Annotated in this window: 21 protein-coding genes; 17 read left to right on the top strand and 4 right to left on the bottom strand. The window is 46.0% G+C overall.

The window, feature by feature from the left end:
• Positions 1-30: 30 nt before the first annotated feature.
• From MKY54_RS25330 to MKY54_RS25310, 5 genes are all read left to right on the top strand, one after another.
• A complete protein-coding gene (locus tag MKY54_RS25330; RefSeq protein ID WP_339188309.1) occupies positions 31-1,695 on the top strand; it encodes an extracellular solute-binding protein in 1,665 nt (554 codons plus the stop codon).
• A gap of 183 nt (positions 1,696-1,878) precedes the next feature.
• Positions 1,879-2,784, top strand: coding sequence for an ABC transporter permease subunit (locus MKY54_RS25325; protein ID WP_036679607.1), 906 nt, complete (start codon positions 1,879-1,881; stop codon positions 2,782-2,784).
• A gap of 19 nt (positions 2,785-2,803) precedes the next feature.
• Positions 2,804-3,691, top strand: coding sequence for a carbohydrate ABC transporter permease (locus tag MKY54_RS25320; RefSeq protein ID WP_076099478.1), 888 nt, complete (start codon positions 2,804-2,806; stop codon positions 3,689-3,691).
• Positions 3,692-3,774: 83 nt separating this feature from the next.
• Complete coding sequence (locus tag MKY54_RS25315) at positions 3,775-5,538, top strand: histidine kinase (protein WP_076310368.1); 1,764 nt, start codon at positions 3,775-3,777, stop codon at positions 5,536-5,538.
• Complete coding sequence (locus MKY54_RS25310; protein ID WP_076194609.1) at positions 5,516-7,177, top strand: response regulator; 1,662 nt, start codon at positions 5,516-5,518, stop codon at positions 7,175-7,177. The genes MKY54_RS25315 and MKY54_RS25310 overlap by 23 nt, the downstream gene beginning before the upstream one ends.
• A 78-nt stretch (positions 7,178-7,255) precedes the next feature.
• Here the strand turns inward: MKY54_RS25310 and MKY54_RS25305 are convergent, their stop codons facing one another.
• Complete coding sequence (locus tag MKY54_RS25305) at positions 7,256-8,083, bottom strand: TerC family protein (protein WP_036679597.1); 828 nt, start codon at positions 8,081-8,083, stop codon at positions 7,256-7,258.
• A 661-nt stretch (positions 8,084-8,744) separates the two neighbouring features.
• On the opposite strand from MKY54_RS25305, the gene nifB reads away from it, so the two are divergent.
• From nifB to MKY54_RS25255, 10 genes are all read left to right on the top strand, one after another.
• A complete protein-coding gene (nifB, locus tag MKY54_RS25300; protein WP_339188307.1) occupies positions 8,745-10,121 on the top strand; it encodes a nitrogenase cofactor biosynthesis protein NifB in 1,377 nt (458 codons plus the stop codon).
• Positions 10,122-10,124: 3 nt separating this feature from the next.
• A complete protein-coding gene (gene nifH, locus MKY54_RS25295) occupies positions 10,125-10,994 on the top strand; it encodes a nitrogenase iron protein (protein ID WP_235219430.1) in 870 nt (289 codons plus the stop codon).
• A gap of 75 nt (positions 10,995-11,069) precedes the next feature.
• Positions 11,070-12,533, top strand: coding sequence for a nitrogenase molybdenum-iron protein alpha chain (gene nifD, locus MKY54_RS25290; RefSeq protein WP_312149186.1), 1,464 nt, complete (start codon positions 11,070-11,072; stop codon positions 12,531-12,533).
• Positions 12,530-14,071, top strand: coding sequence for a nitrogenase molybdenum-iron protein subunit beta (gene nifK, locus MKY54_RS25285; RefSeq protein WP_339188302.1), 1,542 nt, complete (start codon positions 12,530-12,532; stop codon positions 14,069-14,071). The genes nifD and nifK overlap by 4 nt, the downstream gene beginning before the upstream one ends.
• Positions 14,072-14,231: 160 nt before the next feature.
• The gene (gene nifE, locus MKY54_RS25280) at positions 14,232-15,596 is read left to right on the top strand and encodes a nitrogenase iron-molybdenum cofactor biosynthesis protein NifE (protein WP_339188301.1); all 1,365 of its coding nucleotides are present in this window, start codon (positions 14,232-14,234) and stop codon (positions 15,594-15,596) included.
• Complete coding sequence (gene nifN / locus MKY54_RS25275) at positions 15,586-16,923, top strand: nitrogenase iron-molybdenum cofactor biosynthesis protein NifN (protein ID WP_076186360.1); 1,338 nt, start codon at positions 15,586-15,588, stop codon at positions 16,921-16,923. Before nifE ends, nifN begins: the two co-directional genes overlap by 11 nt.
• Positions 16,889-17,293 carry a NifB/NifX family molybdenum-iron cluster-binding protein gene (locus MKY54_RS25270; RefSeq protein WP_076186358.1) on the top strand — a complete coding sequence of 135 codons (405 nt, stop codon included), beginning with the start codon at positions 16,889-16,891 and terminating at the stop codon, positions 17,291-17,293. Before nifN ends, MKY54_RS25270 begins: the two co-directional genes overlap by 35 nt.
• Positions 17,277-17,843 carry a DUF269 domain-containing protein gene (locus MKY54_RS25265; RefSeq protein WP_076186356.1) on the top strand — a complete coding sequence of 189 codons (567 nt, stop codon included), beginning with the start codon at positions 17,277-17,279 and terminating at the stop codon, positions 17,841-17,843. The genes MKY54_RS25270 and MKY54_RS25265 overlap by 17 nt, the downstream gene beginning before the upstream one ends.
• Before the next feature lie 38 nt (positions 17,844-17,881).
• Entirely contained in the window at positions 17,882-18,634 is a 753-nt protein-coding gene (locus MKY54_RS25260; RefSeq protein WP_339188299.1) for a HesA/MoeB/ThiF family protein, read from the top strand.
• On the top strand, positions 18,631-19,761 hold the full coding sequence (locus tag MKY54_RS25255) for a homocysteine methyltransferase (protein ID WP_076186351.1): 1,131 nt from the start codon (positions 18,631-18,633) through the stop codon (positions 19,759-19,761). The genes MKY54_RS25260 and MKY54_RS25255 overlap by 4 nt, the downstream gene beginning before the upstream one ends.
• A gap of 92 nt (positions 19,762-19,853) precedes the next feature.
• On the opposite strand, the gene MKY54_RS25250 is transcribed toward MKY54_RS25255, so the two are convergent.
• From MKY54_RS25250 to MKY54_RS25240, 3 genes are all read right to left on the bottom strand, one after another.
• Entirely contained in the window at positions 19,854-20,744 is an 891-nt protein-coding gene (locus tag MKY54_RS25250) for a carbohydrate ABC transporter permease (RefSeq protein WP_036679567.1), read from the bottom strand.
• A 27-nt stretch (positions 20,745-20,771) separates the two neighbouring features.
• Complete coding sequence (locus tag MKY54_RS25245) at positions 20,772-21,656, bottom strand: sugar ABC transporter permease (protein ID WP_036679565.1); 885 nt, start codon at positions 21,654-21,656, stop codon at positions 20,772-20,774.
• A gap of 207 nt (positions 21,657-21,863) precedes the next feature.
• Positions 21,864-23,240 carry an extracellular solute-binding protein gene (locus MKY54_RS25240; RefSeq protein WP_076186349.1) on the bottom strand — a complete coding sequence of 459 codons (1,377 nt, stop codon included), beginning with the start codon at positions 23,238-23,240 and terminating at the stop codon, positions 21,864-21,866.
• A gap of 238 nt (positions 23,241-23,478) precedes the next feature.
• On the opposite strand from MKY54_RS25240, the gene MKY54_RS25235 reads away from it, so the two are divergent.
• Together MKY54_RS25235 and MKY54_RS25230 are read left to right on the top strand one after the other, a co-directional pair.
• Positions 23,479-25,299, top strand: a complete 1,821-nt coding sequence (locus MKY54_RS25235; RefSeq protein ID WP_339188298.1) for a sensor histidine kinase — start codon at positions 23,479-23,481, stop codon at positions 25,297-25,299.
• Positions 25,300-26,955, top strand: coding sequence for a response regulator (locus MKY54_RS25230; RefSeq protein WP_339188297.1), 1,656 nt, complete (start codon positions 25,300-25,302; stop codon positions 26,953-26,955).
• Positions 26,956-26,993: the final 38 nt, after the last annotated feature.

The following is a 26,993-nucleotide window of genomic DNA, read 5'->3' as shown; positions in this document are numbered from 1 at the left end:
AGGATATAGAAAATAAGGGAGGTTCAATAGATGAAAAAAAAGATTAAAGGCTTGCCTTTAATGGCATCGGCCATTGTTTTATCATTAGTTTTCAGTGGTTGCTCCAGCAATAATAGTGGAAACAGTAGTGGAAACAGTAGTAGTAGCGCAGAGGGAAACACTAGTGCGCAAACGGAAATGGAAGGCGGCCCTTTAACCAAATATGATCCGCCGATCAAACTTCGCTCCACGATGAACGAAACAGGCAAAGAGACGTTGGCGCAGGGCGATACACATTCCAATAACATCTGGACCAGAGGATACGAGGAAGAGCTTGGGATTAAAGTGTCCTATGACTGGATTGTGGCTGATGCTAACTATAACGATAAAATGAATGTTACCTTGGCGAGCGGGGATTTACCTGATTTGTTAAAGGTGTCCACGGTGCAATTCGAGCAGCTTTATGAAGCTGGCATGTTGGAGGATTTGACCGGGGTATTTGATAAATATGCTTCGGATCTTGTCAAAGAATATTACGCAGAAGAGGACGGAGCAGGGCTAAAGCCGGTTACGAAAGATGGAAAACTGATGGCGATGGTAAGCTTCCCGGGTTCGCTGGATTCCTCTGATATGATATGGATTCGAAAAGACTGGATGGACAAGCTGAATCTGGCAGAGCCAACATCCATGCAGGATATTATTAAGATTGCAGAAGACTTTACATTTAAAGATCCAGACGGAAATGGCAAACAGGATACTTACGGCATTTCGTTGAACAAGGACTTGCCAATCAATGCGTTTCTACTCGGGTACCATGCTTACCTGGAAACTTGGATCAAAAACGCCGATGGCGAGGTTGTGAATGGTACGATTCAACCGGAGGTAAAGGCTGGACTTGCGGAGCTGCAAAGATTGTATAAGGAAGGAGTCATTGATCCAGAGTTTGGGGTAAAAGACTTTGCCAAAGCGATGGAGGATGTGAATGCTGGTAAATCCGGTATGTTATTTTTGCCGCAATGGGCCCCTTTCCAAGTAAAGGACATGATTAAAAAGGATCAAAATGTTAACTGGGTGCCTTATCCAGTACAATCTATTGATGACCAACCTGCCAAAACCCAAAACCATCTTACAATTGGTGGCGTATTCGCGGTCCGTAAGGGCTACGAACATCCGGAGGCATTGATCAAGCTGCTTAACTTCCAAGCAGAGAAAATGTTTGGGGAGTCCGCTAAAACAGAACGGGCAAAATATTTGAACGGGGACACAGGTCTGGGCTTCCAAAACGCGGTTGTATCCAACCTGCCACCGAACAAAAATGTAAAGGCACAGGATGAAGTGGAAAAAGCCCTTGAATCGGGAGATACCTCAAACATGGGCCTTGAAGCTAAATTATTCTATGATGATATTCAAAGCTACCGCGGTGGAGATCTTGATAAATGGCATATGGAACGGATCTTTGGGCCGCTTAGCTCACAATCGGTTATCAAACACTACCGCGACAATGACTTGGTGTTGATGAATGAGTTCATTTATGCCCCAACTAAAACGATGAACAGCAAAGCGGCTACCTTGGATAAACTGCGTGCAGAGACCTTTGTCAAAATCATTTACGGAAGTCTTCCTATCGATGAATTCGACAAATTCGTAGCCAACTGGAAAAAGCTCGGTGGAGATCAAATAACGAAAGAAGTAAATGATATCGTAAAAGCAAACTAGTAAAAACGACGCAGAAGAGGACTGCCCCTAGTCATGATAATGACAAACGGGCAGTTCTTTTTTTGGCTGAACAGCTATTCGGTTCGATAACCAGGTCAACAAAAGATACTTAAAGTCAATACGCTACACTATTAAGGCAATTTGGGGCTGCTCTATAATTGAGATACAAGGAGGAGAAAGCATATGCACTTTAATACTAAGCAATTTCTACGTAATATTCCGCTCCATTTAATGATTTTACCTGCCTTAATAGTGATCATTATTTTTAGTTATATTCCAATGGCTGGCCTTGTAATTGCCTTCCAGAATTTTTCCCCGATTTCAGGGTTTAAGAATATGAACTGGACAGGGCTCGAAAACTTTCGTTATTTGTTTGAGCTTCCCGGTTTTGGTCAGGTCGTATGGAATACTGTATTTATCTCCGTCATGAAAATTATTGCTGGGCTGACCGTGCCAGTTATAGCGGCTTTATTGCTTAATGAGGTTCGTGTAAACGGCTTCAAACGTTCGATTCAGACGATTATTTATATGCCGCACTTTTTCTCATGGGTTATCTTGGGCGGGATTATCGTAGATGTACTGTCTCCGAGCAGCGGGATTGTCAACATGCTTTTAAAAGCACTAGGCATGCAGCCTATTCAATTTCTAGCGGACAATAGCTGGTTCCCATACGTACTAGTGATCACAGATCAATGGAAGGAGTTTGGATTCGGGACGATTATTTATTTGGCGGCTTTAACCAGCATTGACTCCTCTCTTTATGAAGCTGCTGTAATCGATGGTGCCGGAAGATGGAAGCAGACCTGGCATATTACGCTTCCGGGTATTCGCCCGATTATGATCCTGATGCTTACACTCAGCCTTGGCAACGTCCTGAATGGGGGATTTGACCAAGTGTTCAACCTGTACAATCCGCTAGTGTATGAATCAGGTGATATTTTGGACACGATGATTTACCGAATTGGTCTACAGGATGCTCAGTACTCTGTATCGACCGCACTAGGATTGATAAAATCGGTAGTTTCCTTCGTATTTATCGGGCTGGGTTATTATCTGGCGTATCGTTTTGCTAAATATCGGATTTTTTAGAGAGAAAGGAGTGGACTAAATGCACCATACTTCAACTGCTTATCGTTGGTTTCTCCGTTGCAATTATGTATTTCTGACTTTGCTCGCGGTGCTTTGTCTTTTTCCAATCGTGAATATTCTGGCGATCTCCTTCAGCTCCAGCGCAGCTGTTAACGCGGGTAGCGTAACCTTCTGGCCTGTGGATTTCACTCTTTCTTCCTATAAATATATCCTTCAGAACAACCAGTTCATTCACTCCTTTGGAACTAGCCTGCTCCGGGTAGTGCTTGGCGTATCCGTTAACCTGTTGTTTACGATTCTAGTAGCTTATCCGCTGTCTAAAGAGGCAAAGTCCTTCCGCTCACGGACCGTGTATGCCTGGGTTTTTGTGTTCACGATGCTCTTTAGTGGGGGTCTGATTCCTGGTTATTTAATTGTAAAAGAAATGGGGCTGCTGGATAGCATCTGGGCGCTTGTTATACCGGGCGCGGTGCCGATCTTTAATGTTCTGCTTATGCTCAATTTCTTCAGAGGTTTGCCCAAAGAATTGGAGGAAGCCGCATGGATGGATGGCGCAGGACACTTACGTACGTTGTGGAGTGTGTATCTGCCGGTATCTATGCCAAGTATTGCGACCATTACGTTGTTCGCTTTGGTGGGTCACTGGAATGCATGGTTCGATGGCATGATTTATATGAGAAGCCCGGAACATTATCCGCTGGCTACCTATTTACAATCCATACTTCAGCAGGTGTCGATCCAGACCGAAAATATTACTTTTGAACAAGCTGCGTTATTAAACCAAATCTCAGACCGTACAACGCAAGCCTCCCAGATCTTCTTGTCTATCATTCCGATCCTGGCGATTTATCCGTTCCTGCAAAGATATTTTGTGCATGGACTAGTCGTGGGTAGTGTAAAGGGTTAAACTGGACTGGACCTAAAAATAAGAAGGAGCCTGAACATGGCTCCTTCTTTATTATTATTCGATAGAAGAGGGAGAAAATTCCAATGAAATCATTCTCCATCGGGTGGAACCCCGATTCCATTGTGATCAAGCTGATCGGAGCTTTCCTATTGGTCATGCTTCCACTCTGCGCGCTGAGTATATCTATTACTTACTATAGCTCCAACCAAATGCAAGCTGAAGTGGAGAGGGCGAACGAATCGAAGGTTCATTTTTACTACAGCCATCTTGAATTTGAGCTGCAACGGATAACGGGCTTAGTCACGGAGTACTCTCAGGATGAAACGCTGGCTACCTTCAGTACCCGTATTCCAATTATGAGCCGGTACGAAGTGGATTCTAATCTGAACAATATATACACCAAGCTAAAACAAATCAAAGAAACCAGTCCTTATATTAGTGATGTTGTGTATTATGTCCCGGAAATTAATAAGCGGGTTAGCGCTGCGGTGGGGGTTAGGGATGTCACCAACGAGGAATGGCAAAGTCTGCTGGCCACTATGGGTAATCTGAAGGGTGCTTTATCTAAATACGAAGACGAGTTATATTTACTGCGCAGTAATCCCTATAATCTGGATCGTAATCTTTCACCTAATTTTTTGCTGGGAGTGAAGCTTTCCTCACCTGAGCTTGAGTTGCGTTTGAAAGAATTTGCGGTATCAGGGGGGAGCGATATTACGTTAGCCTTCGGCAATAACGATTATGTGATATCAACTTCTGACCAGAAGCCCAGGTTGTTCCCCATAGAGAAACCACTAAATAGTGAAGAGACTGTAAGTGTGCAGCGGTATCGTTTTGATAATTCTTTTTACTATTCGCTCTACGATCACAGCAATAACTTTAGGCTGACCGCAAATATTCCCAATACGGTGCTCATGAAGCCGATTCATGTCTACTCATTGTTGCTATGGTTGTTGTTCGTTGTCTCGATAGTGATCATTATCTTGTTCTCTTTATGGACATACAGGATGATTCATCGCCCGATGTCTATTCTTATCAGGGGGTTTAAGAAAGCGGAGCAGGGGCAGACGGGGATCTTTATAACTCACTCCCGCAGGGATGAGTTTGGGTATCTATATTCTCGTTTCAATGAGATGCTTAAGCATCTGAATACGTTAATCGATGAGAACTACGTGCAGCGTATCCGGACAGGGGAAGCGGAGCTTAAACATTTACAATCGCAGATCACGCCTCATTTTCTCTATAACAGTCTATTTAGCATAAAACAGATGGCTGAGGTGGAAAATGTAGAGCTGATCAAGGAATTCTCTGATTATTTAGGGCAATATTTTCGGTACATGACCCGGGATTCCGCCCAGGAGGTTACTTTGCAGCAAGAGCAGGAGCATGCTTTGGTCTATCTGGCTATACAGCGGATTCGTTTTGGCGCGAGAATTAGAGCTGAGGTAGATGAGATTGCAGCGGATTGCCGGGACATCAAAGTCCCACGGGTTCTCCTGCAGCCCATTATTGAAAATGTATTCGAGCATGGGCTTAAGCAAAAAAGCAGCAATGGCCTATTAAAAATGAGTTATGAAAAAGTTGAGCATACGCTGACTATTATAATAGAAGATAACGGTGACTCACTTAGTGAGGACAAGTTAAATCTCTTGCAGCGCCAGTTCTCCGAGCAGAATGCCATTCAGGGGGAGATCACGGGTTTATTAAATGTAAATCAGAGATTGAGGATCAAATTTGGTTCCCCTTATGGCTTGATGGCAGAGAGAAGCAGTTTGGGCGGACTTTGTGTAAGAGTCAATTTACCGCTTAAAGGGGACGTGCAGGATGCAACGAATGATGATAGTTGATGATGAGCCTAATATTTTGGATGGGCTGTACGAATTTTTTGTAAAGGCAGATTTTAAAGATTTGGAGATCATAAAGGTTCATTCAGCGGATCATGCCATAGACTGGCTTAATACCGTAAAAATAGATATTGTGCTTAGTGACATCTGTATGCCAGGTATGGATGGGATGGCGTTAATTCAGGAAATTGTCGACCGCTGGCCACGTTGTAAAGTAATTCTGCTGACAGGACATAATGAATTCGATTTTGCCCATCAGGCGATCCGAAATCCTTGTGTAGTCGACTATTTATTGAAGACAGAGGGGATGGATAAAATTCGTGCCGCTGTGGAGCTGACTTTGGAGAAAATATCTTCAGAAGAGGATTATTTCTATAAAAGCCAGTGGCTTCGCGACAAGCTCCCGCGCGCGCTGCCCCAGTTACAGCAGCAATTATTACACGATATTCTAAGACGCACCGAACGGATAGACCGGCAGAGCTTGCAGGTTGAATTCGACGCCATTCAGCTCCCGTTCAACGCGGATGGACCCGTCCTGCCTATTATTATGCGAATGGAGGCTTGGCGAAATTATGAAACGGCTTCAGACCGGAGCTTAATTCGTTATGCGGTAGCCAATATTGCGGAGGAGCTGCTCAGCGACAAGGTTGAAGTTAAGGCTGTGGATCTGGATCCGGGGACGATAGCTTGTTTTGTTCAGCCTAAAAGTGAAAGTGTATCCTCAATCAAGGAAGAAGAGCTCTGGTTAAAAACGCTCCGCTTCGTCCACGGAACAATGGAATCCGTTCAGCAAGCCTGTGGCAAATGTCTGCAACTATCTGTGTCTATCATCGCCAGTGATCAGGAAGTGCATTGGCATGAGCTGAACTATGCCTTGAACCGTTTACGATTAGCCATTTTTGATAGCCCCGGACTGGGGATGGAAAAGCTGCTGAGGATAAATACCAAGGAAGTGGGCCCAAGTCCAGGTTCTATGCATAATCGAAATGCAACAGCGGAATTACTGCTCGACTATTTAAAACAAAGGCTGCTTGAAGGTGATCTCGATTGGGGCACATCTTTTCGCAAATGGGTGGAGCTCTCGGGGGAAGGTGGGCCGGAGGATCCTTTTTTGAGATTAAGATTAATGTCTGGGATCAGCAACACCCTGCTTCAGACTTTACAAGAATTAGGTTTAACGGAAAAAGCACATAGCGGTATGAATTTATCACGCTTGTTATATTTTAATATCAATACACACTGGTCGGATGTTATCTCTTTTTATCACACGTTTTTTGAATGGATTATCTCGAACAGAAGCGCTACCTATAAACATGATGAATCGAATATCCTGTCCATGATCCACCAATATATTAAATCCCATCTGGCCGATGATTTGTCCTTAACCCGGATTGCGCAGGAAGTCTCACTTAATCCGTCCTATCTGTCACGCTGGTATAAAAGAACGACAGGGAAGGGGATTTCTGATTATATTCTGGAGAAAAAAGTGGAGCTGAGTAAGGAGCTGCTGCTTGGAACTGCTCTAAAAATGCACGAGATCTCCGGCCAGCTCGGGTTTAGTGATCAGCACTATTTTTTTCGATTCTTCAAAAAAACCGTTGGCTGTACGCCGCAGGAATATCGAGAGCAAAAACGAGGATAAATAACAATACCCCGAAAGACGGACACCTGTTCAGAAGGTGCATCTTTCGGGGTATGGTTTGTGGCTGTATTTTAACGATTATTTACCGAGTTGTTTGTCTACTTCTCGAACCGGATTCTCGCCAACATTCTCTTCAACCTTGTGGCTACTCATAAACCAGCCGATTACAGCGATGAGTACGAGCACAACGTAGAAGGTGGCTTTCCACCAGGTACTATGAGCGAAATCTTCGGACAGAACACCAAGTGAAGGGTGCGCCAATGTAATGACTGACAGCTTAACACCCACCCAACCTACGATAAAGAAGGCTGCAATTTCAAGTCCTGGACGGGAATGCAACAGCTTAACGAAGAAGGAAGCTGCGAAACGCATAATGACCAGACCGATAAATCCACCGGCAAAGATGACGAGGAATTGTCCACCATCAAGGCCTCCGATTTTTGGAAGACCACTTGCAGGAAGAGCAACCGCGAGTGCAACTGCGGCTAGGATGGAATCGACCGCGAAGGCGATGTCAGCAACTTCTACCTTCAGAACAGTAAACCAAAAGCTGGATTTCTTTTTATTGACCGCACCGTCAGTGCCGCTTTCAGCAGCTTCATCTGTGACGGGCTTCTTAAACAACAGTTTTCGGAAAATATGATTACCCGCGATAAATAATAAATAAATCGCGCCGATGGCTTGTACTTGCCAGATATCGACCAGATAGGAGATGACAAATAGCGAACCGAATCGGAACACGAAGGCTCCTGCTAATCCGTAAAACAGCGCTTTTTTTCTTTCCTCATCAGGAAGGTGCTTAACCATAATTGCCAATACCAATGCGTTATCTGCGGCGAGTAGTCCCTCTAGTGCTACCAGAACAAGCAATACCCAACCGTACTCTAATAATAATCCCCAATCCATTACTGTTGTCCTCCCTTTTTGAATGCAAATATCTACCAAAAGATATCTACCCTACCATTTTAACCAAATTTATATAAAAAAGACCTTTACCAAACAGATTAGCCTTTGGAATAAAGGTCTAACCTGATTGGTAAAGGTCTCGCTAACAATGTGAATTGCCAATAAAGCCGGAGAATATCCTCATATTCTCGTATTGACGACTTTATTTAACAGCTACTCCCCTTTACGGGATATATTAAATTTTTAAGATTATTCAATGTGTTCTTGCCTAAAGAGATCATATACGAGATGAAAGTCATTGTCAATAAAAGTTGCAGAAATAAATGGATTCTATCTTTTAAGATTCCTTAAAATGGCCAGAAACATGACATGATGACGGAGAATCAACAGAGATTGAATAAAATGGAAACGGAAACATGATAGATATAGGTTATATAAACTCACATTTAATATGACGAAACTGCAAACATAAGGAAAAACAGACTTAAAAAGGGAAAACTCGATTGACGATGTAGGTTGATGAAAATATGATGAAACTAATCAAAGCGATCAAGCGAGATCTGTGTTAACTAAAATTACATCAGTTGTTCTATCAGAGTGAGTTTTACTGCAAAGAAGTACTAGAAGTTCATGCTGCATAAAGTTTTTAGGAGGTGGAGAAATGCCGCAGGCGTCATCGAGGTTATCCATTGAAGCAGAGGAGGAGCTCAGCCGCCATCCCTGCTACAGTGAGGAAGCTCATCGTTTTTTTGCTAGGATGCACATCCCGGTTGCTCCCGCCTGTAACATCCAATGTAATTACTGCAACCGGAAATTCGATTGTGTGAATGAAAGCAGGCCTGGTGTAGTTAGTGAAGTGCTAACTCCAGAGCAAGCTGAACGCAAAGTGAAAGGTGTAGCCGCACAGCTGATGCAACTGTCGGTAGTTGGGATTGCAGGTCCGGGTGATCCGCTGGCGAATCCAGAACGAACCTTTGACACGTTCGAACGAGTCAAGCGGCAGGTCCCTGATGTTACCCTTTGCCTGAGTACTAATGGATTGACCCTTTACAGGCATGTAGACGCCATACTAGCGCTAGGTATCCGTCATGTCACGATCACCATCAATGCCGTTGATCCCAATGTGGGCCGTGAAATTTATCCATGGGTTGTTGACGAAGGGATCCGGTACGAAGGACAAGAAGCAGCGGAGCTGCTGATCAGCCGCCAGCTTCAAGGTTTGGAGCTGCTGGCGCAGCAAGGTGTTCTTGTTAAAGTTAATTCCGTTATGATTCCAGGGGTCAATGATCATCATCTCCCTGAAGTATCGCGAACAGTTAAAGCGCTCGGGGCAACTCTGCATAATGTGACGCCTTTAATTATCGCACCGGGAAGTCAGTATGAACGGGATGGGCGCAAGGCGCCGCGTCCTAAAGAACTGCACAACCTGCAGGAAGTGCTTGGGCGCGAAGGGATGAAGGTCATGCGCCATTGTCGGCAATGCCGTGCTGATGCCATTGGGCTGCTAGGTCAGGATCGTAATCAGGATTTTATATTAGAAAAGATGGATGAAAATCCAGTTATTAATGAGCAAGCTAGAGCGCTCTTTCAACGTGAACTCGATGCCAAAATCCGTCAGCGTGTCAAAGCCAAAGAGCTAAGGCAGAACTCTTTCCAGCAAGGGCAGCACACCACCAAAGTCGCTGTTGCTACACGTGGTGGGGATAAGGTCAATCAACATTTTGGTCACGCGACAGAGTTCATGGTTTATGAAACGGATGGAATAAACGTGAAACTGCTAGGTATCAGAAAGATTCAGGCCTATTGCCACGGTAAAGCGGATTGTAATGGGGATAAGAATGCCACGTTACAAGAAATTATTTCTATATTACAGGACTGTCAAATATTGCTCTGTTCTGGTATTGGCGATGTCCCTCGCGCCAGCTTAAATAAAGCCGGAGTATTGCCTCTGGTGCGTAAAGGTGAAATACAGGATGCGATTCTAGAAAGTGTGAAATTCAGCTCTTATTTTGAAAATATATCGATTTCGAAGGGATGATGAATGATGAGACAAATAGCTTTTTACGGTAAGGGCGGTATCGGTAAATCCACAACTTCGCAGAACACTTTGGCGCAGCTCGCCACTAAATTTGGTCAAAAAACAATGATCGTAGGCTGTGATCCTAAAGCGGACTCCACACGGCTGATTTTGAACACTAAAGCTCAGAATTCAGTGCTCCAATTGGCAGCAGAAAGAGGAACGGTTGAGGATTTGGAGCTTGAGGATGTAGTTCAGTTGGGATATGGCGACATTCTTAATGTGGAGTGTGGTGGACCTGAACCGGGTGTGGGTTGTGCCGGCCGCGGGATTATTACAGCTATTAATTTTTTGGAGCAGCAAGGGGCTTATGAAGGATTGGATTTTGTATCCTATGACGTACTTGGTGACGTGGTATGTGGTGGATTTGCAATGCCGATCCGTGAGAATAAAGCACAGGAAATTTATATCGTATGCTCCGGGGAAATGATGGCTATGTATGCGGCCAATAACATTGCGCGCGGAATTCTAAAGTATGCCAACAGCGGTGGCGTAAGATTGGGCGGTCTGATCTGCAACAGTCGTAATACGGACCGTGAGGATGAGCTCATTATGGAGCTGGCACGCCGTTTGAATACACAAATGATCCATTTTGTCCCGCGGAATAATGTGGTTCAGCATGCAGAGCTGCGAAGAATGACCGTGGCCCAATATAATCCTCATCATCAGCAAGCGAGAGAATATGAGATTTTGGCAGAAAAGATCCTGAATAACAATATGATGACAATCCCGACCCCGATTTCTATGGAAGAGCTGGAGGATTTACTCATGGAATTTGGTGTGATTGAGGATGAAGAGACGGCGCTGAAAAAGCTGAAGGCATCTGGCCAATAATTAGGTTCGTCCGGTGAACAGGAGTGGAGAGACGGCTGTTCACTGGATCACTCTAAGGGATGAGGAGGGTTCAGAATGGGGCTTAATATCGAAGATAACCAAAAGATGCTCGAAGAGATTCTTGAGGCTTACCCGGAAAAGGCACGGAAGGATCGTCAGAAGCATTTTGAAATCAATAATGAAGAGTTAATAAACTGTGGTAAATGCGCCATCAAATCGAATATGAAGTCCCGTCCGGGGGTTATGACCCAAAGAGGATGTGCTTATGCCGGTTCGAAAGGCGTGGTCTGGGGCCCGATCAAGGATATCGTGCATATCAGCCATGGTCCTGTAGGTTGTGGGCAATATAGCTGGGGAACAAGACGGAATTATGCCAACGGAACACTGGGCATTGATAATTTTACGGCTATGCAGGTGACGAGTGATTTTCAGGAGACAGATATTGTATTTGGCGGTGACAAGAAGCTTGAAGTCATTTGCCGTGAAATTAAAGAAATGTTCCCACTGGCTAAAGGAATTTCGATCCAATCAGAGTGTCCTGTGGGGCTAATCGGAGACGATATTGAAGCGGTGTCCAAAAAAATGTCTATCGAGCTAGGTATCCCGATCATTCCCGTTCGTTGTGAAGGGTTCCGTGGGGTTAGCCAATCCTTGGGTCATCATATTGCTAACGATGCGATCCGTGATTTTCTGATGGGGAAGAAGGAGCTTGCGGAATGTGGTCCTTACGATATTAATATTATCGGAGATTATAACATCGGTGGGGACGCTTGGGCTTCACGCATTTTACTGGAGGAAATGGGTCTGCGTGTTATTGCGCAGTGGTCTGGGGATGGAACCATCAATGAATTGGCGATTGCGCATAAGGCGAAGCTCAATCTGATTCACTGTCATCGCTCCATGAACTATATGGTAACGACGATGGAGAAAGCATATGGGATTCCTTGGCTGGAATACAACTTTTTCGGGCCGACCAAAACCGCTGAAAGCCTTCGAGCCATCGCCGCAAGGTTTGATGAATATATTCAGGAAAACTGCGAGAAAGTCATCGCTAAGTACACGCCACAAATGGAGGCGATAATCTCTAAATTTAAACCCCGGCTGGAAGGTAAAAAGGTCATGCTGCTGGTAGGCGGATTACGTGCCCGCCATACACTGGGGGCTTATGAGGATCTGGGGATGGAGGTAGTGGGCACAGGTTATGAGTTCGCTCACAAGGATGATTACGAGAAGACATTTCCTGAACTTCCGGAAGGCACTATTATTTACGATGATCCAACCGCTTACGAGCTGGAAGAGCTTGCGCAAAGACTTGATATTGATCTGATGGGCTCGGGTGTGAAGGAGAAATATGTGTATCACAAGATGGGTATTCCTTTCCGGCAAATGCACTCTTGGGATTATAGTGGTCCTTACCATGGCTATGATGGGTTTAAGATTTTTGCTAAGGACATGGACATGACCATTAACAGCCCAGTGTGGAGCTTGATTAATTCAGGGAAAACAGGATCACTCCCTAAAAAGGAGGCGGGCGTATGAAGGACAAACTGGAGATCCCAGATTACAATACATTATTTCAAACTGAACCCTATGTGAAGCAACGTGAAGGGAAAAAAGCATTCGAGGCACCCTGCAGTGAGCAAGAGACAGCAGAAGCATTAACCTACTCGAAGTCGTCTGAATATAAGGATAAGAATTTTGCCCGCACCTCACTGGTAGTTAATCCTCATAAAGCATGCCAGCCCCTAGGAGCCTTGATGGCTGCGCTGGGATTCGAAAAAACTCTGCCGTTTATACATGGCTCTCAAGGCTGCACTGCGTATTTTCGTAGTCATTTAAGCCGTCATTTCAAGGAGCCGACCCCCGCAGTTTCTTCCTCTATGACAGAAGATGGTGCGGTGTTTGGAGGGATGAATAATCTTATTGATGGTCTTGAAAATAGTGTGGCGCTCTATAAGCCAGAGATGATAGCTGTATCCACTACATGTATGGCTGAGGTTATAGGGGATGATCTGCAGGCGTTTATATCCAATGCCCGCCAGAAGGGTGCAATTTCGAACGAAATTCCAGTGCCCTACGCCAACACGCCAAGCTTTTCCGGATCACATATTACAGGTTACGACTCCATGTTAAAGTCTATCCTCAGTACCTTGTTCATCCGCTCTGGGATTGAAGCTACCCCTGGCAGTGGAGAGGGAACTGGAGAGAAGCTGAATGTCATTTTAGGGTTTGAGCCTTATACGGGGAATTTTGCGGAAATTCGAAAAATCCTTGCCGCGTTTGATACAGGCTACACCTTCCTTGGTGACCACAGCGGCAATTTTGATTCCCCGGCTACAGGTGAATATTCCTATTATTATGGGGGAACGAAGCTGGCGGATGTGCCGAAGGCAGCTAATGCGTTGGGTACTCTTTCAATTCAGAAATATTCTGTCAAAAAAACGTTGGAATACATCAGCGGCACATGGAAACAACAGACCGTTGCGATGTCGACTCCGCTGGGCATTCATGCGACAGATCGGCTAATAGAGTCTATCAGTGAATTAACGGGATTGCCCATTCCGCCTGAGCTTGTGGAAGAACGTGGCCGGGTAGTGGATGCTTTACTCGATAGCCACCCTTATCTGCATGGCAAACGAGTGGCTTTAGTTGGCGATCCGGATTTGCTGATCGGCCTGATTGAATTCTGTCTGGAAGTCGGTATAGAGCCTATTCATATTGTGTGCTCTAATGGGGAAAACGGATTTAAAGAAGAAGCGAAAGCTCTGCTTGCTGCCAGCCCCTACGGAGCAGAAACAACGGTTCATATCGGAAATGATTTGTGGCATATGCGCTCTCTGCTAATTGATGATCCTGTGGATCTGGCCATTGGAAGCTCTCATCTTAAATTTGCTGCCAAAGATGCCGACGTACCGTTGATCCGTGTAGGCTTCCCTATCTTTGACCGCCATCATCTGCATCGTTATCCGATTATCGGTTATCAAGGTGCCTTGAATTTGTTAACTACTATAGTAAATACAATCCTGCAGGGGTTGGATGAGGATTCATCTGGCTTCAACCACGATCTTGTTCGTTAGTAGGAGAACGTTAAGCCGAATGTATACTTCCGATTCATTCGCTCGTCCTCATACGGAGCCGAGCGTTGGGGAGCGGCCGGAAGTCCAATATTTATCGTAGTGACACTGAATAACTGAGCATTTTAAGCGTAAGGAGTATTCAGTTACGGGAGGTGGTACGATGGAGTCCATCAGAAACGATGTATTCGACGCGCAAGCTTGCGGGAGCTTAACTCCGAAATCGAAACCATGTCCACGCCCCAAGCCGGGCGAAGCGGCTGGGGGCTGCTCCTTTGACGGAGCCCAAATCACGCTGCTGCCGATCATGGATGCTGCGCATCTTGTCCATGGGCCGGCTGCTTGTGCCGGGAATAGCTGGGAAAGTAGAGGGGCTTTGTCAAGCGGGCCTTCGCTTTCACAATACGGATTCACTACAGATCTCAACGATAACGATATTATTTTTGGCGGAGAAAAGAAACTGAAAGATAGCATTGACTATATTGCCGGGCGCTTTATGCCTCCGGCAATATTTGTATATGCGACCTGTGTGACAGCATTGATTGGCGAGGATTTGGATGCGGTATGCAAGGAAGCGGCAGGCAGATTGGGGCTTCCTGTGATCCCCGTGAACAGCCCCGGATTCGTAGGCAGTAAGAATCTTGGAAATCGGCTGGCTGGTGAAGCGCTGCTACAATATGTCATTGGCACAGGTGAACCAGAGATTGAGATTCCTTTAGGTGTGAATTTGATTGGGGAGTACAATATCGCGGGTGAAATCTGGGATATCGAGAAATTAATGAAGAGTGTTGGAATTACGCTAATGTCCAGAATTACAGGGGATGCAAGATATAAGGAAATTACATGGGCACATCATGCAAAAGTGAATATGGTTGTGTGCAGCCGTGCATTGTTAGGTCTGGCAAAAGAAATGGAGGCAAGATACCACATTCCTTATTTCGAAGGCTCCTTCTATGGGGCCAAGGAGACAACTTATTCCTTACGTCAAATGGCTTATTTGCTGAATGACCGTGAGATGGAGCGGCGTGTGGATCGGTTGACGGAACGAGAGGAAAGCAGACTGATTCAGGAGCTGCGTCCCTACCGCAAGCTGCTTAAAGGAAAGAAAGCAGTTCTCTATACGGGTGGAGTAAAAAGCTGGTCGATTATTTCCGCACTGAAGGAGTTAGGCGTTCAGGTGGTAGGTGTAGGCACGAACAAAAGCACGGAAGATGATATACGGCGTATAGCGGATCGTGTTGGTGATGACACCGAATATATCCCGGAGGGCGGGGCAAGCCGAATTATCAAAACCGTCCGGGATCGTAAGGCAGATATTATGATTGCTGGCGGACGGAATATGTATGTGGCAATGAAAGAGCAGATTCCGTTTATCGATATTAATCAAGAAAGACACAAGGCCTATGCTGGTTACGAAGGTTTACTAAGGCTGGCTAAGGAGCTGACGTATTCTCTTGCTAATCCAATCTGGAAGCTGGCTGCCAGTGCCGCTCCCTGGGATAAGGAGGAACCTTCCTATGACCGTTAACAAAAGGAGTAAACCTACTTCAGTTAATCCAATCAAAATCGGTCAATCCCTTGGTTCCGTACTGGCATTTCAGGGTTGCTACAAGGCATTGCCTATTGTGCATGGCGCGCAAGGTTGTTCCGCATTTCCGAAGGCGCTGCTTACCCGGCATTTTCGCGAGCCTATAGCCGTACAGACCTCTGCTTTGCAGGAGATGGATGTAATCTTTGATGCGAATCGTAATTTAGAGGAAGCTCTAAATACCATACTCAGTAAACACCGACCAGACATTATAGGCATTATTGGGACTGAGCTGACGGATGTGGCTGGAGTGGATTATCAATCCATGCTCAAGACCTATAAAAGGGAGCGGAACATGCGGGGTGGGCTTGCTTTTTCCGTCACCTTACCTGACTTTCGCGGTTCATTGGAATCGGGGTTCAGTTCTACCGTGGAGGCGATGCTTGATGAGATGATTCAGCAGGTAGGCCATCGGGGTTCAAGGAGTGTGAATTCACGTCAGATTACCCTCTTGCCGGGATCGTTTCTGACGCCGGGTGATGTGATGGAGCTGAAAGAAATGATATCCTCCTTCGGTTTTGAGGTAATCGCTGTACCTGATATATCGACCTCTTTGTCTGGGCATCTGCTGACAGGATTTTCACCGCTAACAAGAGGTGGGGTGCCTCTAGATTCGATGCTGCAAAGCTTGCATTCGGGTCTAACCCTTGCCATCGGCGGAAGTATGGAGCGTCCAGCTAGAAGACTGCATAATGCGCTGGGAACTCCCTACAAAGTATTCGAGAGTGCTATGGGGCTTAAAGCAACGGATGATATTTTGCAATTTCTGCATCAAATTAGCGGGGAGCCGGTACAGCTTCGTTATTGCTGGCAACGAGAGAATTTATTGGATAGCATGCTGGATGCTCATTTTCAATTTGCGGGAATGTCTGCACTTGTTGCGCTGGAGCCAGATCATTTGTATACCGTATCTTCTTGGCTCGAAGAGCTGGGGGTGGAGCAAAAGGCACTGGTCACTTCCTATGAAACTCCTTTGGTGGTTGAGATGGAACGAGAGGTATGGGTCGGTGATCTGGATGATGTTGAGTTTTTGGGTAAAGGTGCAGATTTATGGATCGGTAACTCACATGGGATAAATGGAGCGGCGCGGTTAGATGCAGCATTTATGGCGGCTGGATTTCCCGTTTGGAATGAGCTTGGTGCTTATATGGCCACTTCTGTAGGGTATCGGGGAGCGATGGAGTGGACGAATAAAGCGGCGAATCTGTTAATGCGAAGGGAGGAGGAACATCGTGAAAGTAGCATTCGCTACAGAGGATGGAATTAGAGTGAATGCCCATTTTGGGCAGAGTCCGATGTTCGCAATTTATAAAGTTACCAAAAGTGGCGGGGAGCTTATAGGTCTTCGTAAACTGCCAACGATTCTCAATCAGGATGAAGCAGGCAAAATAGAGAGTCGTCTGGAGGTGGTAGAGGATTGCACGCTAATATTCATCATGCAGATTGGAGCCTCAGCAGCGGCAAGAGTCACACGTCGTAAAATTATGCCGGTAAAGGTTCCACCAGGCAGTCCTATTGATGAGCAAGTGAAGCGGATTGTTGAAATGCTACAGGGCAAACCACCAATGTGGCTAGCCAAGGTATTACATGCTGAAAATGAAGCGGAAGGGGCGAGTGTAGATGGATCCCATAGCTAATGAGAGTGCTGCATTAAAGGTCCGGGTTGCTCCGGAAGCATCAGCATTAAAACACCGTAGTCGAACCACGGAGAAAGAGCTGGATAAAGATATAGCAGAGATGTTCATACGGCGGTTGTGTCAATTGCTTGATACAGAAGACTTTTTTGGAAGACATGCTTCTCTTTCACCACAGAAGAAGATCGAACGATTGTTTCTCGCTTCCCCTGAAGATAAGAACAAATCTGATTTTAACTGCGCGGTTTCTCCAAAAGTCCGTTTGCAGGTTCCTCTCTTGTTTCAGGCGGTGGCGGGCGTGATCGAGGAGAAGAGTGGGGTTCTGGTTCAGAGTTCATCTGAAATAAACGGGGAAGGATTTGGGCGTGCTCTTTTATATAGTGATCGGATTATTCTTGTGTTAAAAAGCTTGAGAGCAGGTTTTCCGTTTCCTTTTACCTCTGAGGAGAAAGTAATTCGCTACGGCGTTGCTTGTGTAGAAGAAGGGTTAGCCTTTATGGATAAATTTAATGAAATGACAGCTCTTTATGGAACGGATGGTCTGGAGGGTTAGATTCCAATGATGCAGCTCAGCCACAGGGAGGGAGCAACATGGAGCAGCTTGTAGGCGGCACCGAACTGGAACGATACGCTCGCCAATTGAAGCTGCTTGGAGAAGGCGGGCAGAAAGCGCTAAAAGAAGCTACAGTGATGATTGCTGGAATTGGAGGGCTTGGAGGCACTGCCGCACTTTATTTAGCTGCTGCCGGAATCGGCAAGCTGATCTTGGCGCATGAAGGAAACATTGTGCCTCCAGATTTAAATCGACAGATTTTGATGGACAGTGATCATTTGGGTATGGAAAGGATGAGCACAGCCATTCAGCAGCTAAAACGTCTGAATCCAAATGTTGAAATGGAAGGATTTAATTCGAAGATAGAATATAATATAGCAAAAACTTGGGTAGAACAAGCCGATATAGTGATTGATGCACGGTATGATTTTCCGGAAAGATATGCGTTGAACCGCCTATGTGTAGAAACCGGCACGCCAATGGTAGAGGCGGCGATGTATGGATTTGAGATTTCACTAACAACGGTTATACCTGGTGAAACCCCTTGCTTAGAGTGTCTTTATCCGGATGTGAATCCAGAATGGGAACCGTTTGGCTTTCCAGTATTGGGAGCAACCTCCGGAATTGCGGGTTGTCTGGCTGCGTTGGAAGCCGTAAAATGGGTTACAAGGGTAGGGACGACTTATGCGGGCGTAATGCATCGCTTCAATTCACTCGACTTCGCCTGTTACAGCGTCCATATTACCCGTAATCCGAATTGCACTTGCTGCGGAGAGGAAGGTAAACCGTGAAAAGTCTCAGGCTATGTGACACGACACTTAGGGATGGTGAACAGGCGGCTGGAGTTTCATTCACGAGGGAAGAAAAGCTGGAAATCGCAAGGTTGCTGTCGGAATGCGGAGTGGAGCAAGCAGAGGTAGGAATTCCTGCCATGGGCAAGCAAGAGCAAGAAGATATTGCGGCTATCGCAGATTTAGGTCTACCTATGAAGATGATGACTTGGAATCGGGCTTTGGAAAGTGATATCGACAAAGCTTGGGCGACGGGTGTGAACTGGAGTCATGTATCGATCCCTGTCTCGGAAATTCAATTACAAGGTAAGCTAGGTTTAACACCTGCCAAAGGTCTGACAAGATTACTGCATGCGACGGAATATGGTCAACGGCTAGGAATGACTGTGTCGGTGGGGATGGAGGACTCTTCAAGGGCAAGTATGGAGTACCTGGTTGAACTGGTAAATACATTATATAAAGAAGGCATTCGTTGGTTCCGTTATGCAGATACGGTATCTGCTCATCATCCGGGTCAAATGGCAGAGCGGGTAAGCACATTACTTAGTGCTGTTCCTGTAGATGTAGAGCTTGAGGTACACTGCCACAATGATTTTGGTCTTGCGGCTGCAAACACACTTAGCGGTATTGCCGCGGGTGCGGTCTGGGCAAGCACTACGGTAGCAGGGATTGGTGAACGTACCGGGAATGCAGCAATGGAAGAAGTAGTGATGGCTTGGCGTTATCTTTATGGCGGAGAGAGCAGCGTACGTCCGGAGTGTTTGAAAGGGCTGGCGGATAGGGTGATCACAGCCTCGGGCCGAAGTGTCGGCGATGCCAAACCAATCGTCGGATCACTCGCCTTCACACATGAATCTGGGATACATGTTGACGGTTTGTTGAAAGAAACAGCCACCTACCAGACCTTTGATCCCACAGAGGTGGGGAGAGCACATCATTTTGTGTTAGGTAAACATTCCGGAAGTGGTGGAATCATGCATGTTCTGAACGCACATGGTTTAGAGGTTAGCGCTGGAACCGCGGGACGTTTGCTTGAACGGGTGAGAGACTATGCCGAAGTTAATAAAGTGAATGTGCCAGAGCTCCTCTTGGTTGAATGGCTGAGGGAGGATTGGCAACGACCGTAAGAGATATTAGTAAGAATGAATAAAGGCTGACAAGACGGGTACGAAACCTGTCTTGTCAGCCTTTTAATGTTGTTAGGATTAAGTTTATTGTGTTAGCCCTTAACCGCTCCAGCGGTAATACCCTTGGTCATCTGTTCTGTGAAGAGCAGGTAGATCAGGATGGTGGGGATAGCGATGATCGTCATAACCGCGAACTGTGCACCATAGTTGGATGAATACTCACCAGTGAATTTCATAATGGAGAAGGGAATCGTCTTAAGATCTTCCGAGGTGAGGAAGGTATTCGCCATAATGAATTCATTCCAAGTGCTGATGAAGTTGAGCACACAGATGGTTGCCAGCGCCGGTTTGGTGATGGGCAGGATGATACGGAAGATTAACCCGTAAATGCCACTGCCATCAATAACGGCGGACTCTTCAATGGCCCGTGGGATGGTCTCCAGGAACCCGGTCATAATCAGGACACTCATGGGGATGACAATGGCTGAGTAAGGCAAAATCAATGTGTACATATTGTTCAGCATCCCAAGCTTGTTAAACAGAATGAAGTTTGGCAGCAATGTGGCGTGAATGGGAATGATCATGCCTAACATGATTAGAGAGAGGACAATGCCACTTAGCTTCCATTTCATCCGGGTAAACGCATATCCCATCATCAGGGACACCAGCGCAGAGAGCATAACAGTTATCACTGTAATGATAAGACTGTTGGCAAAATAACGTGGCACACGCCCGTAGGTAAAAGCGTTTCGATAGTTCTCCCACTGGGGTGGAGAGGGCCATTTCAGAAATGAGCTTCCGAAGAACTCACCGCTCTTGAGCAGGGAATAATCGATCAACCAAATAAGCGGAAATAACTGAATCAACGCGATGATACACAGGAACACCATCATTAGAATTTTGCCCGTTGTAGGCTTTCTGCGTTCTTGTTTGTGAAGGTTTAGCTTAGGGGGTGAAGCGGCAGGCGATAAGGAATTATTCATAGGATATCCTCCGGTTACAGGGTTTCTTTAAAATTCTCCGATATCTTTCTTTAAAATCTTGTTGAGGATAACGGTTAGGATCAGGCAGAACACAATAAACAGAATCGAAATGGCATTACCATAGCCGTATAGCGATGATGAGAAGGCGGTTTTGTACAGATAGTTCCCTAGGAACTGTGTGCTATTTGCAGGGCCACCGTTGGTCATTAAGAATACGGTTTCCATTTGCTTAAGACAGGTGGTGACGGCAATGATGATGGCAACCCGCATCATCGGCGAAAGCAGCGGAATGATGATACGCGTGTAGAGGGTAAAGTTGTTGGCGCCATCGATTCTTGCGGCTTCGCTTAAATCTTCCGGAATGCCTTGCAGACCTGAATAATACAGCAGCAGTGCATACCCAAAGCCTTGCCACATAACAACAATGATGATGCACCAGATGGCTGTCTTCGGATCACCGAGCCAATCATGCGTAAGTGCGTCCAATCCAACTCCGCTTAGCAGCTTGTTGAGCAGTCCGTAGTTCGGATGGAAAATTCCGGTCCACAGCTTGGCTGTAACGACGACGGAAATTACAGCGGGGATAAAAAAGATCGTCCGGAATATTTTTTCGTATTTGCCGGAATTGGTTAGGAATATCCCCATGAGAATGGCAAAGGGATGTTGTAAAAATACAGTGGCGGCGGTCAGGAGCAGGGCATTGACCAGCGATCTCCAGAACACTTTGTCATGAAATAGAATTTCGCGGTAGTTATCAAAGCCGATGAAATTGTATTTGCCGATTCCGCCCCAATCCGTAGAACCGTAATAAGCGCTCATGAAGATAGGGATGCAGATCATAAAAGCAAATAGGAACAGTCCAGGTGCGATGAGTAAGAATATCGCTTTTTTGTCGCTTAACACTCTGTGCATGGAAATCTCCGTCCTTTTAAAGAGTAATCTATCTATTACCATCGTAACGGGAAGCCAGGCACCGGAACATGCCGTAAATTTCAGATCGGTGTATACATTTTTTCGAAAACAAAACCCCGGCCTCTGGGGGAAGCCGGGGTTTGCGCACTGCCATCTATAAGGTTACTTCAGGAGCGCTAAGGTTCATGTTTTTTGTAGTTCTCTGGTTTATTTACCAGCGAATTTATCGGATGCAGCATCCAGTGCTTTGGCGAATTCTTCAGGGGTAATCGCATCAGAAAGCAGGCTTTGATGCGCCTCCATTACCTTTTGCTTGAACTCATCGTCACCCACATCCTGCAGTGGAGTACCGCTGGAAGAGGTCATGGAGCTGAACACTTCAATCAATTCTTTTTGCAGCTGGGTTTCGTTACCCGTTAGGAATTGATCGAATTGCTGCGCAGGTGTACCCGCGCCAGCTTGCCATAGCATTTTAGACCAATGCTCTGGAGCGAAGAAATATTTCAAGAAATCAACAGCGGCTTCAGCATGTTTGGAGTTTTTGCTGACTGCATATCCACCACCATACCAAGCGGCATCATCGGTTGCTTTACCTTTAGTTGAAGCTGGGAATGCGAAAGCACCTACGTTATTGCGGAATTCTTCAGAGAAGTTCTCGTCTGTTGCCAGACCCGACTCCCAAGCGCCCATAAAGAACATGGCAGCTTGCCCTTGTCCGAACAAGTTGCGTGCAGCACCGTAATCGGCAGTCAGCCAGCCATCGGCAAAACCTTTAGCATCGGCGAATTGCTGCATTTCAGTTGCAGCTGCAACCAGACTAGGATCTGTAAAGGATATTTTACGTGCCACAGCTTCATCCATTGTATTGAAATCGCCAGTCTGACGTTGGGCTACAAATTCATACCAGATAGGCAGTGTCCAAGCGTCCATACCATTCATAGCGATCGGGTTAATTTTCTTGGCACGAAGTGTTTTGACGGCGGCAAGCAAATCATCTGTTGTTTTTGGCACCTCGATGCCGTTGTCAGCAAATATTTTTTTGTTATAGTACATCACCATGTAGTCGGCACCACGCGGCAAGCCGTAAAGCTTACCGTCTTTACTGAAGCCGTCCATGGATCCGGACACAAACTGATTACCTTCGAAGTCAGCACTGTTCAGTTCAAGCAGCAGATCGTTATCCAGCAGCGGACTCAGGAAGGAGGGCTGACCCCAGGCTTGAATGATATCGGGAAGCTGATTGCTGGAGGCATATACTTTGATTTTTGATTTGTAAGGCTCATCTTGAAGCGCTTCCACTTCAATCTTGACGTTAGGGTTCTCTTTCATGTAAGCATCGATAATGTCTTGCTCTACCTTACCTGAACCATTGGCCCGATCCGCGAGCGCGGTGAAGAACTTCAGTGTGATTTTTTCGGCGGGTGTGTTTTCCCCTGCACTAGCTGTTGCTTCGGCAGTAGCTTCGGCCTTGTCATTTGTAGGTGCATTGGTAGCTTTCGCATTGTTATTTCCGCCACCGCAGCCTGCCAGCAGAGCTGGTAGCATTAGACTCATAAGTGCTAGCTTTATTCCTTTACCTTTCATCAAAAACCCACCTTTTTTATGAGATATATTTCCACGAGAACGGCTGTCATCAAACGAGGACGACAATGTCGTTTCATCTTGCATCCCCATCTTAAGAGTTTATGACCGATAGAAACATGGTCCATATTTAAGAACTATGTAGGCATTTTTCAGTGATTGTAAAAAGCTGGTTCAGGGTTTAATGATTTCAGTTATACTTGGTTTACACATTTATTGATTATACATGAAGGTGGTTCTCATGAATCGAAACATCCGCTTATTAAGCCGTTATCGCCATCTTCCGCTCCAGTTTAAGCTGTTATTATGGTTTGTGCCGCTGCTTCTCGTGACTATATTTGCTATGGGGTGGAACTCCTATCAGATCTCTTCGCAGCAGGTGGTGGAGAAAATGAAACAGTCACAGGATCACCTGACCCGAAAAACAGCAGAGCAGATTGATGAGATGGTGAGGGGAATGATTTCTTTTTCCAATACACTCTTTCTGGATGAAAGTGTGCAGCGGCTCTTAGTGTCGTCAGAAGCACAAAAAGAACGTAATTCCGTATTTAAAACGGTCACCAACCTGATGGTCGCTGGCAATTCGATTCAATCCCTGATTCTATACTCTTTGGAAGACCAGAATAACGGGGCGGAGCCTTTTGCTGCGAACCAAGCCGGGTTGACGACTGGCATGAAGTTCTCTAACTTTGTCCAAACCTCGTACTACAAGGAAGCCGTTGAAGCCGCAGGCAGTCCAACCTTTGGATTGTCCAGACCCACGGATGGCATATTTGTTGGTGATCATTATCATAAGATTGTACTTTCCAGAATTATCAAGAATGTATATACTTTAAAACCGGCAGGGCTAGCGGTGATCGGGGTCGATGCTGGTAAGATTGGAAGCCAATATCTAGACAACTCTGAAGATGATGTAGATATGTTTGTGGTAGATCGAGACGGGCTCATCATTACGGCTTCTAACCGGAGCTGGATCGGCAAAAGAGATCTTGATCTTCCGTATTTTGCGGACAGCGATCCTAAGTTGAACCTAGAGCAGAGACTGGAGTCTACAGCGGATCACAAACAGTGGATTGTCTCGCATCTGCAGTCAGAAACGACGGGTTGGTATGTGGTGGTGGTGCATTCCAAACGGCAGCTTGTCAAAGAGCTGGGACAGATTTCACAGGTCACGGTGACGATCGCTTTTCTGTGCTTAGCAGTTAGCTTAATGGTTACCTGGCTCGCCGCCGCCTCAATAACGAAACCGCTGAAAAAACTTTCCCGCTCCATGCGCAGATTCCAGACAGGGGATTTCACGCAGCGCGTATTTTTTGAAGGAAATGATGAGATTGGTCTCTTGGGCCATGGTTATAATCTAATGGTTCAGCGGATCAAATCGCTCATCAATGATGTATATGCCTCCAAACTGAAGCAGCAGGAAGCAGAATTGAAAACGCTTCAGGCACAGATCAGGCCGCACTTTTTATATAACACGCTGAATACGATTTGTTGGGAAGCTGAGAAGAAGGGCGACAAAGAAATAGCGGATATGGTCTATTCGCTTTCTCAAGTATTCCGGCTGAGCTTAAATGATGGGCGGGATACGTTTACATTGGAACAGGAAGTAGAGCTTGTGACGAATTATTTGTTCCTGCAAAAAAATCGGTTTAGAGAACGTTTTGAGTTCGAAATTACCTTGGATGAGAGTATCAAGGATTTTACAGTTCCGAAGCTGCTGCTCCAGCCACTGGCGGAAAATGCAGTGATTCATGGGATCGAGCCACTGGCTGGAAGCGGACTAATCTCGATTCGCGCCTTCCGCAAAGATAGGACTATTGTGCTCGAAGTTCAAGATAACGGGGTGGGAATCACGCCGGAAAGACTTCAGGAGCTACATCAGCGTTTAGCGAGAGGAAGCTCTATTTCGGAGGAAGAGGAGAATGCTGGACGCTCGGGGTTTGCGCTCTCGAATGTACAGGAACGTTTAGCTTTGTTTTTTGCCGGAGCCTCATTGCAAGTAGAGAGTGTAGAAGGAGCAGGCACACGTATTATCATTCATATCACTGTGGAGGGTCCCTAAATGATGAAGCTGAAGCTGCTGATTGCTGAAGACGAAGACACCATCCGTGAGGGTATCGTCAATATGATTGACTGGAATTCGCATCAGATTGAGGTAATGGGCGAAGCGGGGAACGGAAGTGAAGCGCTGGCTCTGATGGAGTCTGAACAGCCGGATTTATTGTTAACGGATATCCGCATGCCGCAGATGAATGGTCTGGAGCTAATCGAAGCTGGACGGCGTCGCGGTTACGACTTTCGCTCGATTATTTTATCTGGCTACAATGAGTTCTCTTATGCGAAACAAGCGATTGCGCTGGGGGTTGTCGATTATGTGCTGAAGCCGTGCCGGCCGGAGGAAATTCTGAAGACGGTACTCAAGGCTAAGGAGCTAATTGAAAGGCAGCGTTGTCAGGAGAATGAGCAGCTAAAAAGAGATCGTTCCTGGCATAAAAATGCACCGCTTGTCAAAAGCCAAGTGCTGTCCCAATGGATTCATCATCCTCCGGTTCCGCTGGAGCGGCGGCAGGAGCTGATCGGTGAGTTAGCTATGGCTATTAGTCACGAAGGTCCGCAGATTGGGCTGGTCAGCTTTGATTTTGATCCTCCCTCTGCCGGTGGGTCTGGACAGGATTTTGTACTTTTACGTTACGCGGCCCTAAATATTATTAGTGAGACCTTGTCTCCTATCTATAAAGGAAAAATCGAGACCTTCCATGATGGCAATCTCCTGCTCTGGATCGGCAGTGGTTTAGCTGGAACGGATTCCCGCAAGTCTTACCGAACCCCCATCTATTTAAAAGAGCAGATTGGGATGCTGCAAAGCAATCTGGAGAAATACCTCAAGCTGTCAATCAGTATTGCTGTAGGCTCCTGTCGTGCGGATATTTCGGAAGCTCACCTGTCTTATAAAGAAGCGCTTCAGGCCATGGAATCCCGCTTTCTGAACGGGAAAGGCGGCGTTTATTTTTTTACAGAAGGTTCAGGAGTTATTGGGGGTGGCGCACAGGAGATCGGGATTTTAGATGATCCTGAATTAAATGTGCTGGAGGATGAGATGCTTGTGGCAGTCGGTGCAGGAAGTAATGAGCTTGCCCTCGATCTGCTGGAGCAGTGGCTGGAACGTTTTCGCGGAAACCCCGGATGCCTCAAGCAGGAGGTGAATATTCGGGCAACCGCTTTTGTCGTTCGCCTTAAGAGGCTTGCGCAGGAAAAACAAGTAGCTGGATTCGAATGGAAGCAGCATTTGGTCAATTGGATGGAGCAGGCACCACAGATCGAGACGCTGGAAGAATTATCTACGATCCTGAATAAGATCATGCAGAATGTGGTGGAAGCTTTTTCTAAACATCGCCCTCTGCATCGAACAGTAGTTACAGCGCTTGAGATCATCCGTAACAAATATAATACCAATCTGTCTCTGGATTATGTTGCGAAGGAAGCTTATGTATCTAATACTTATTTAAGTTCACTGTTCCGCCAGGAGCTGGGTGTGAATTTTCTCGATTACTTGCATCAATACCGGGTAGAAGAGGCAAAAAAGCTGCTCCGCCAAAACTTAAAAATGTACGCCGTTGCAAAGTTAGTGGGCTATGGGGAAGAACGCCACTTCAGTGCTACTTTTAAGAAATGGACCGGACTTACGCCCTCACAATATCAAAAGGGACTAGGGAAGTAGGAGTAAATTGTTATCTACTAGGCTTTGTGTGGTTAAAC

Origin of the sequence: Paenibacillus sp. FSL P2-0121, from assembly GCF_037975345.1 — a bacterium.
GTDB lineage: Bacteria > Bacillota > Bacilli > Paenibacillales > Paenibacillaceae > Paenibacillus_AQ > Paenibacillus_AQ odorifer.
This window is presented reverse-complemented; position numbering and strand designations above follow the sequence as displayed.

Coding starts and splice junctions, on each gene's coding strand:
- MKY54_RS25310 (WP_076194609.1), top strand. CDS start 5,516: ATGCAACGAATGATGATAGTTGATGATGAGCCTAATATTTTGGATGGG.
- MKY54_RS25260 (WP_339188299.1), top strand. CDS start 17,882: ATGGAGCAGCTTGTAGGCGGCACCGAACTGGAACGATACGCTCGCCAA.
- MKY54_RS25265 (WP_076186356.1), top strand. CDS start 17,277: ATGGATCCCATAGCTAATGAGAGTGCTGCATTAAAGGTCCGGGTTGCT.
- nifB (WP_339188307.1), top strand. CDS start 8,745: ATGCCGCAGGCGTCATCGAGGTTATCCATTGAAGCAGAGGAGGAGCTC.
- nifK (WP_339188302.1), top strand. CDS start 12,530: ATGAAGGACAAACTGGAGATCCCAGATTACAATACATTATTTCAAACT.
- MKY54_RS25325 (WP_036679607.1), top strand. CDS start 1,879: ATGCACTTTAATACTAAGCAATTTCTACGTAATATTCCGCTCCATTTA.
- MKY54_RS25235 (WP_339188298.1), top strand. CDS start 23,479: ATGAATCGAAACATCCGCTTATTAAGCCGTTATCGCCATCTTCCGCTC.
- nifN (WP_076186360.1), top strand. CDS start 15,586: ATGACCGTTAACAAAAGGAGTAAACCTACTTCAGTTAATCCAATCAAA.
- nifE (WP_339188301.1), top strand. CDS start 14,232: ATGGAGTCCATCAGAAACGATGTATTCGACGCGCAAGCTTGCGGGAGC.
- MKY54_RS25250 (WP_036679567.1), bottom strand. CDS start 20,744: ATGAATAATTCCTTATCGCCTGCCGCTTCACCCCCTAAGCTAAACCTT.
- nifH (WP_235219430.1), top strand. CDS start 10,125: ATGATGAGACAAATAGCTTTTTACGGTAAGGGCGGTATCGGTAAATCC.
- MKY54_RS25245 (WP_036679565.1), bottom strand. CDS start 21,656: ATGCACAGAGTGTTAAGCGACAAAAAAGCGATATTCTTACTCATCGCA.
- MKY54_RS25330 (WP_339188309.1), top strand. CDS start 31: ATGAAAAAAAAGATTAAAGGCTTGCCTTTAATGGCATCGGCCATTGTT.
- MKY54_RS25315 (WP_076310368.1), top strand. CDS start 3,775: ATGAAATCATTCTCCATCGGGTGGAACCCCGATTCCATTGTGATCAAG.
- MKY54_RS25230 (WP_339188297.1), top strand. CDS start 25,300: ATGATGAAGCTGAAGCTGCTGATTGCTGAAGACGAAGACACCATCCGT.
- nifD (WP_312149186.1), top strand. CDS start 11,070: ATGGGGCTTAATATCGAAGATAACCAAAAGATGCTCGAAGAGATTCTT.
- MKY54_RS25305 (WP_036679597.1), bottom strand. CDS start 8,083: ATGGATTGGGGATTATTATTAGAGTACGGTTGGGTATTGCTTGTTCTG.
- MKY54_RS25240 (WP_076186349.1), bottom strand. CDS start 23,240: ATGAAAGGTAAAGGAATAAAGCTAGCACTTATGAGTCTAATGCTACCA.
- MKY54_RS25320 (WP_076099478.1), top strand. CDS start 2,804: ATGCACCATACTTCAACTGCTTATCGTTGGTTTCTCCGTTGCAATTAT.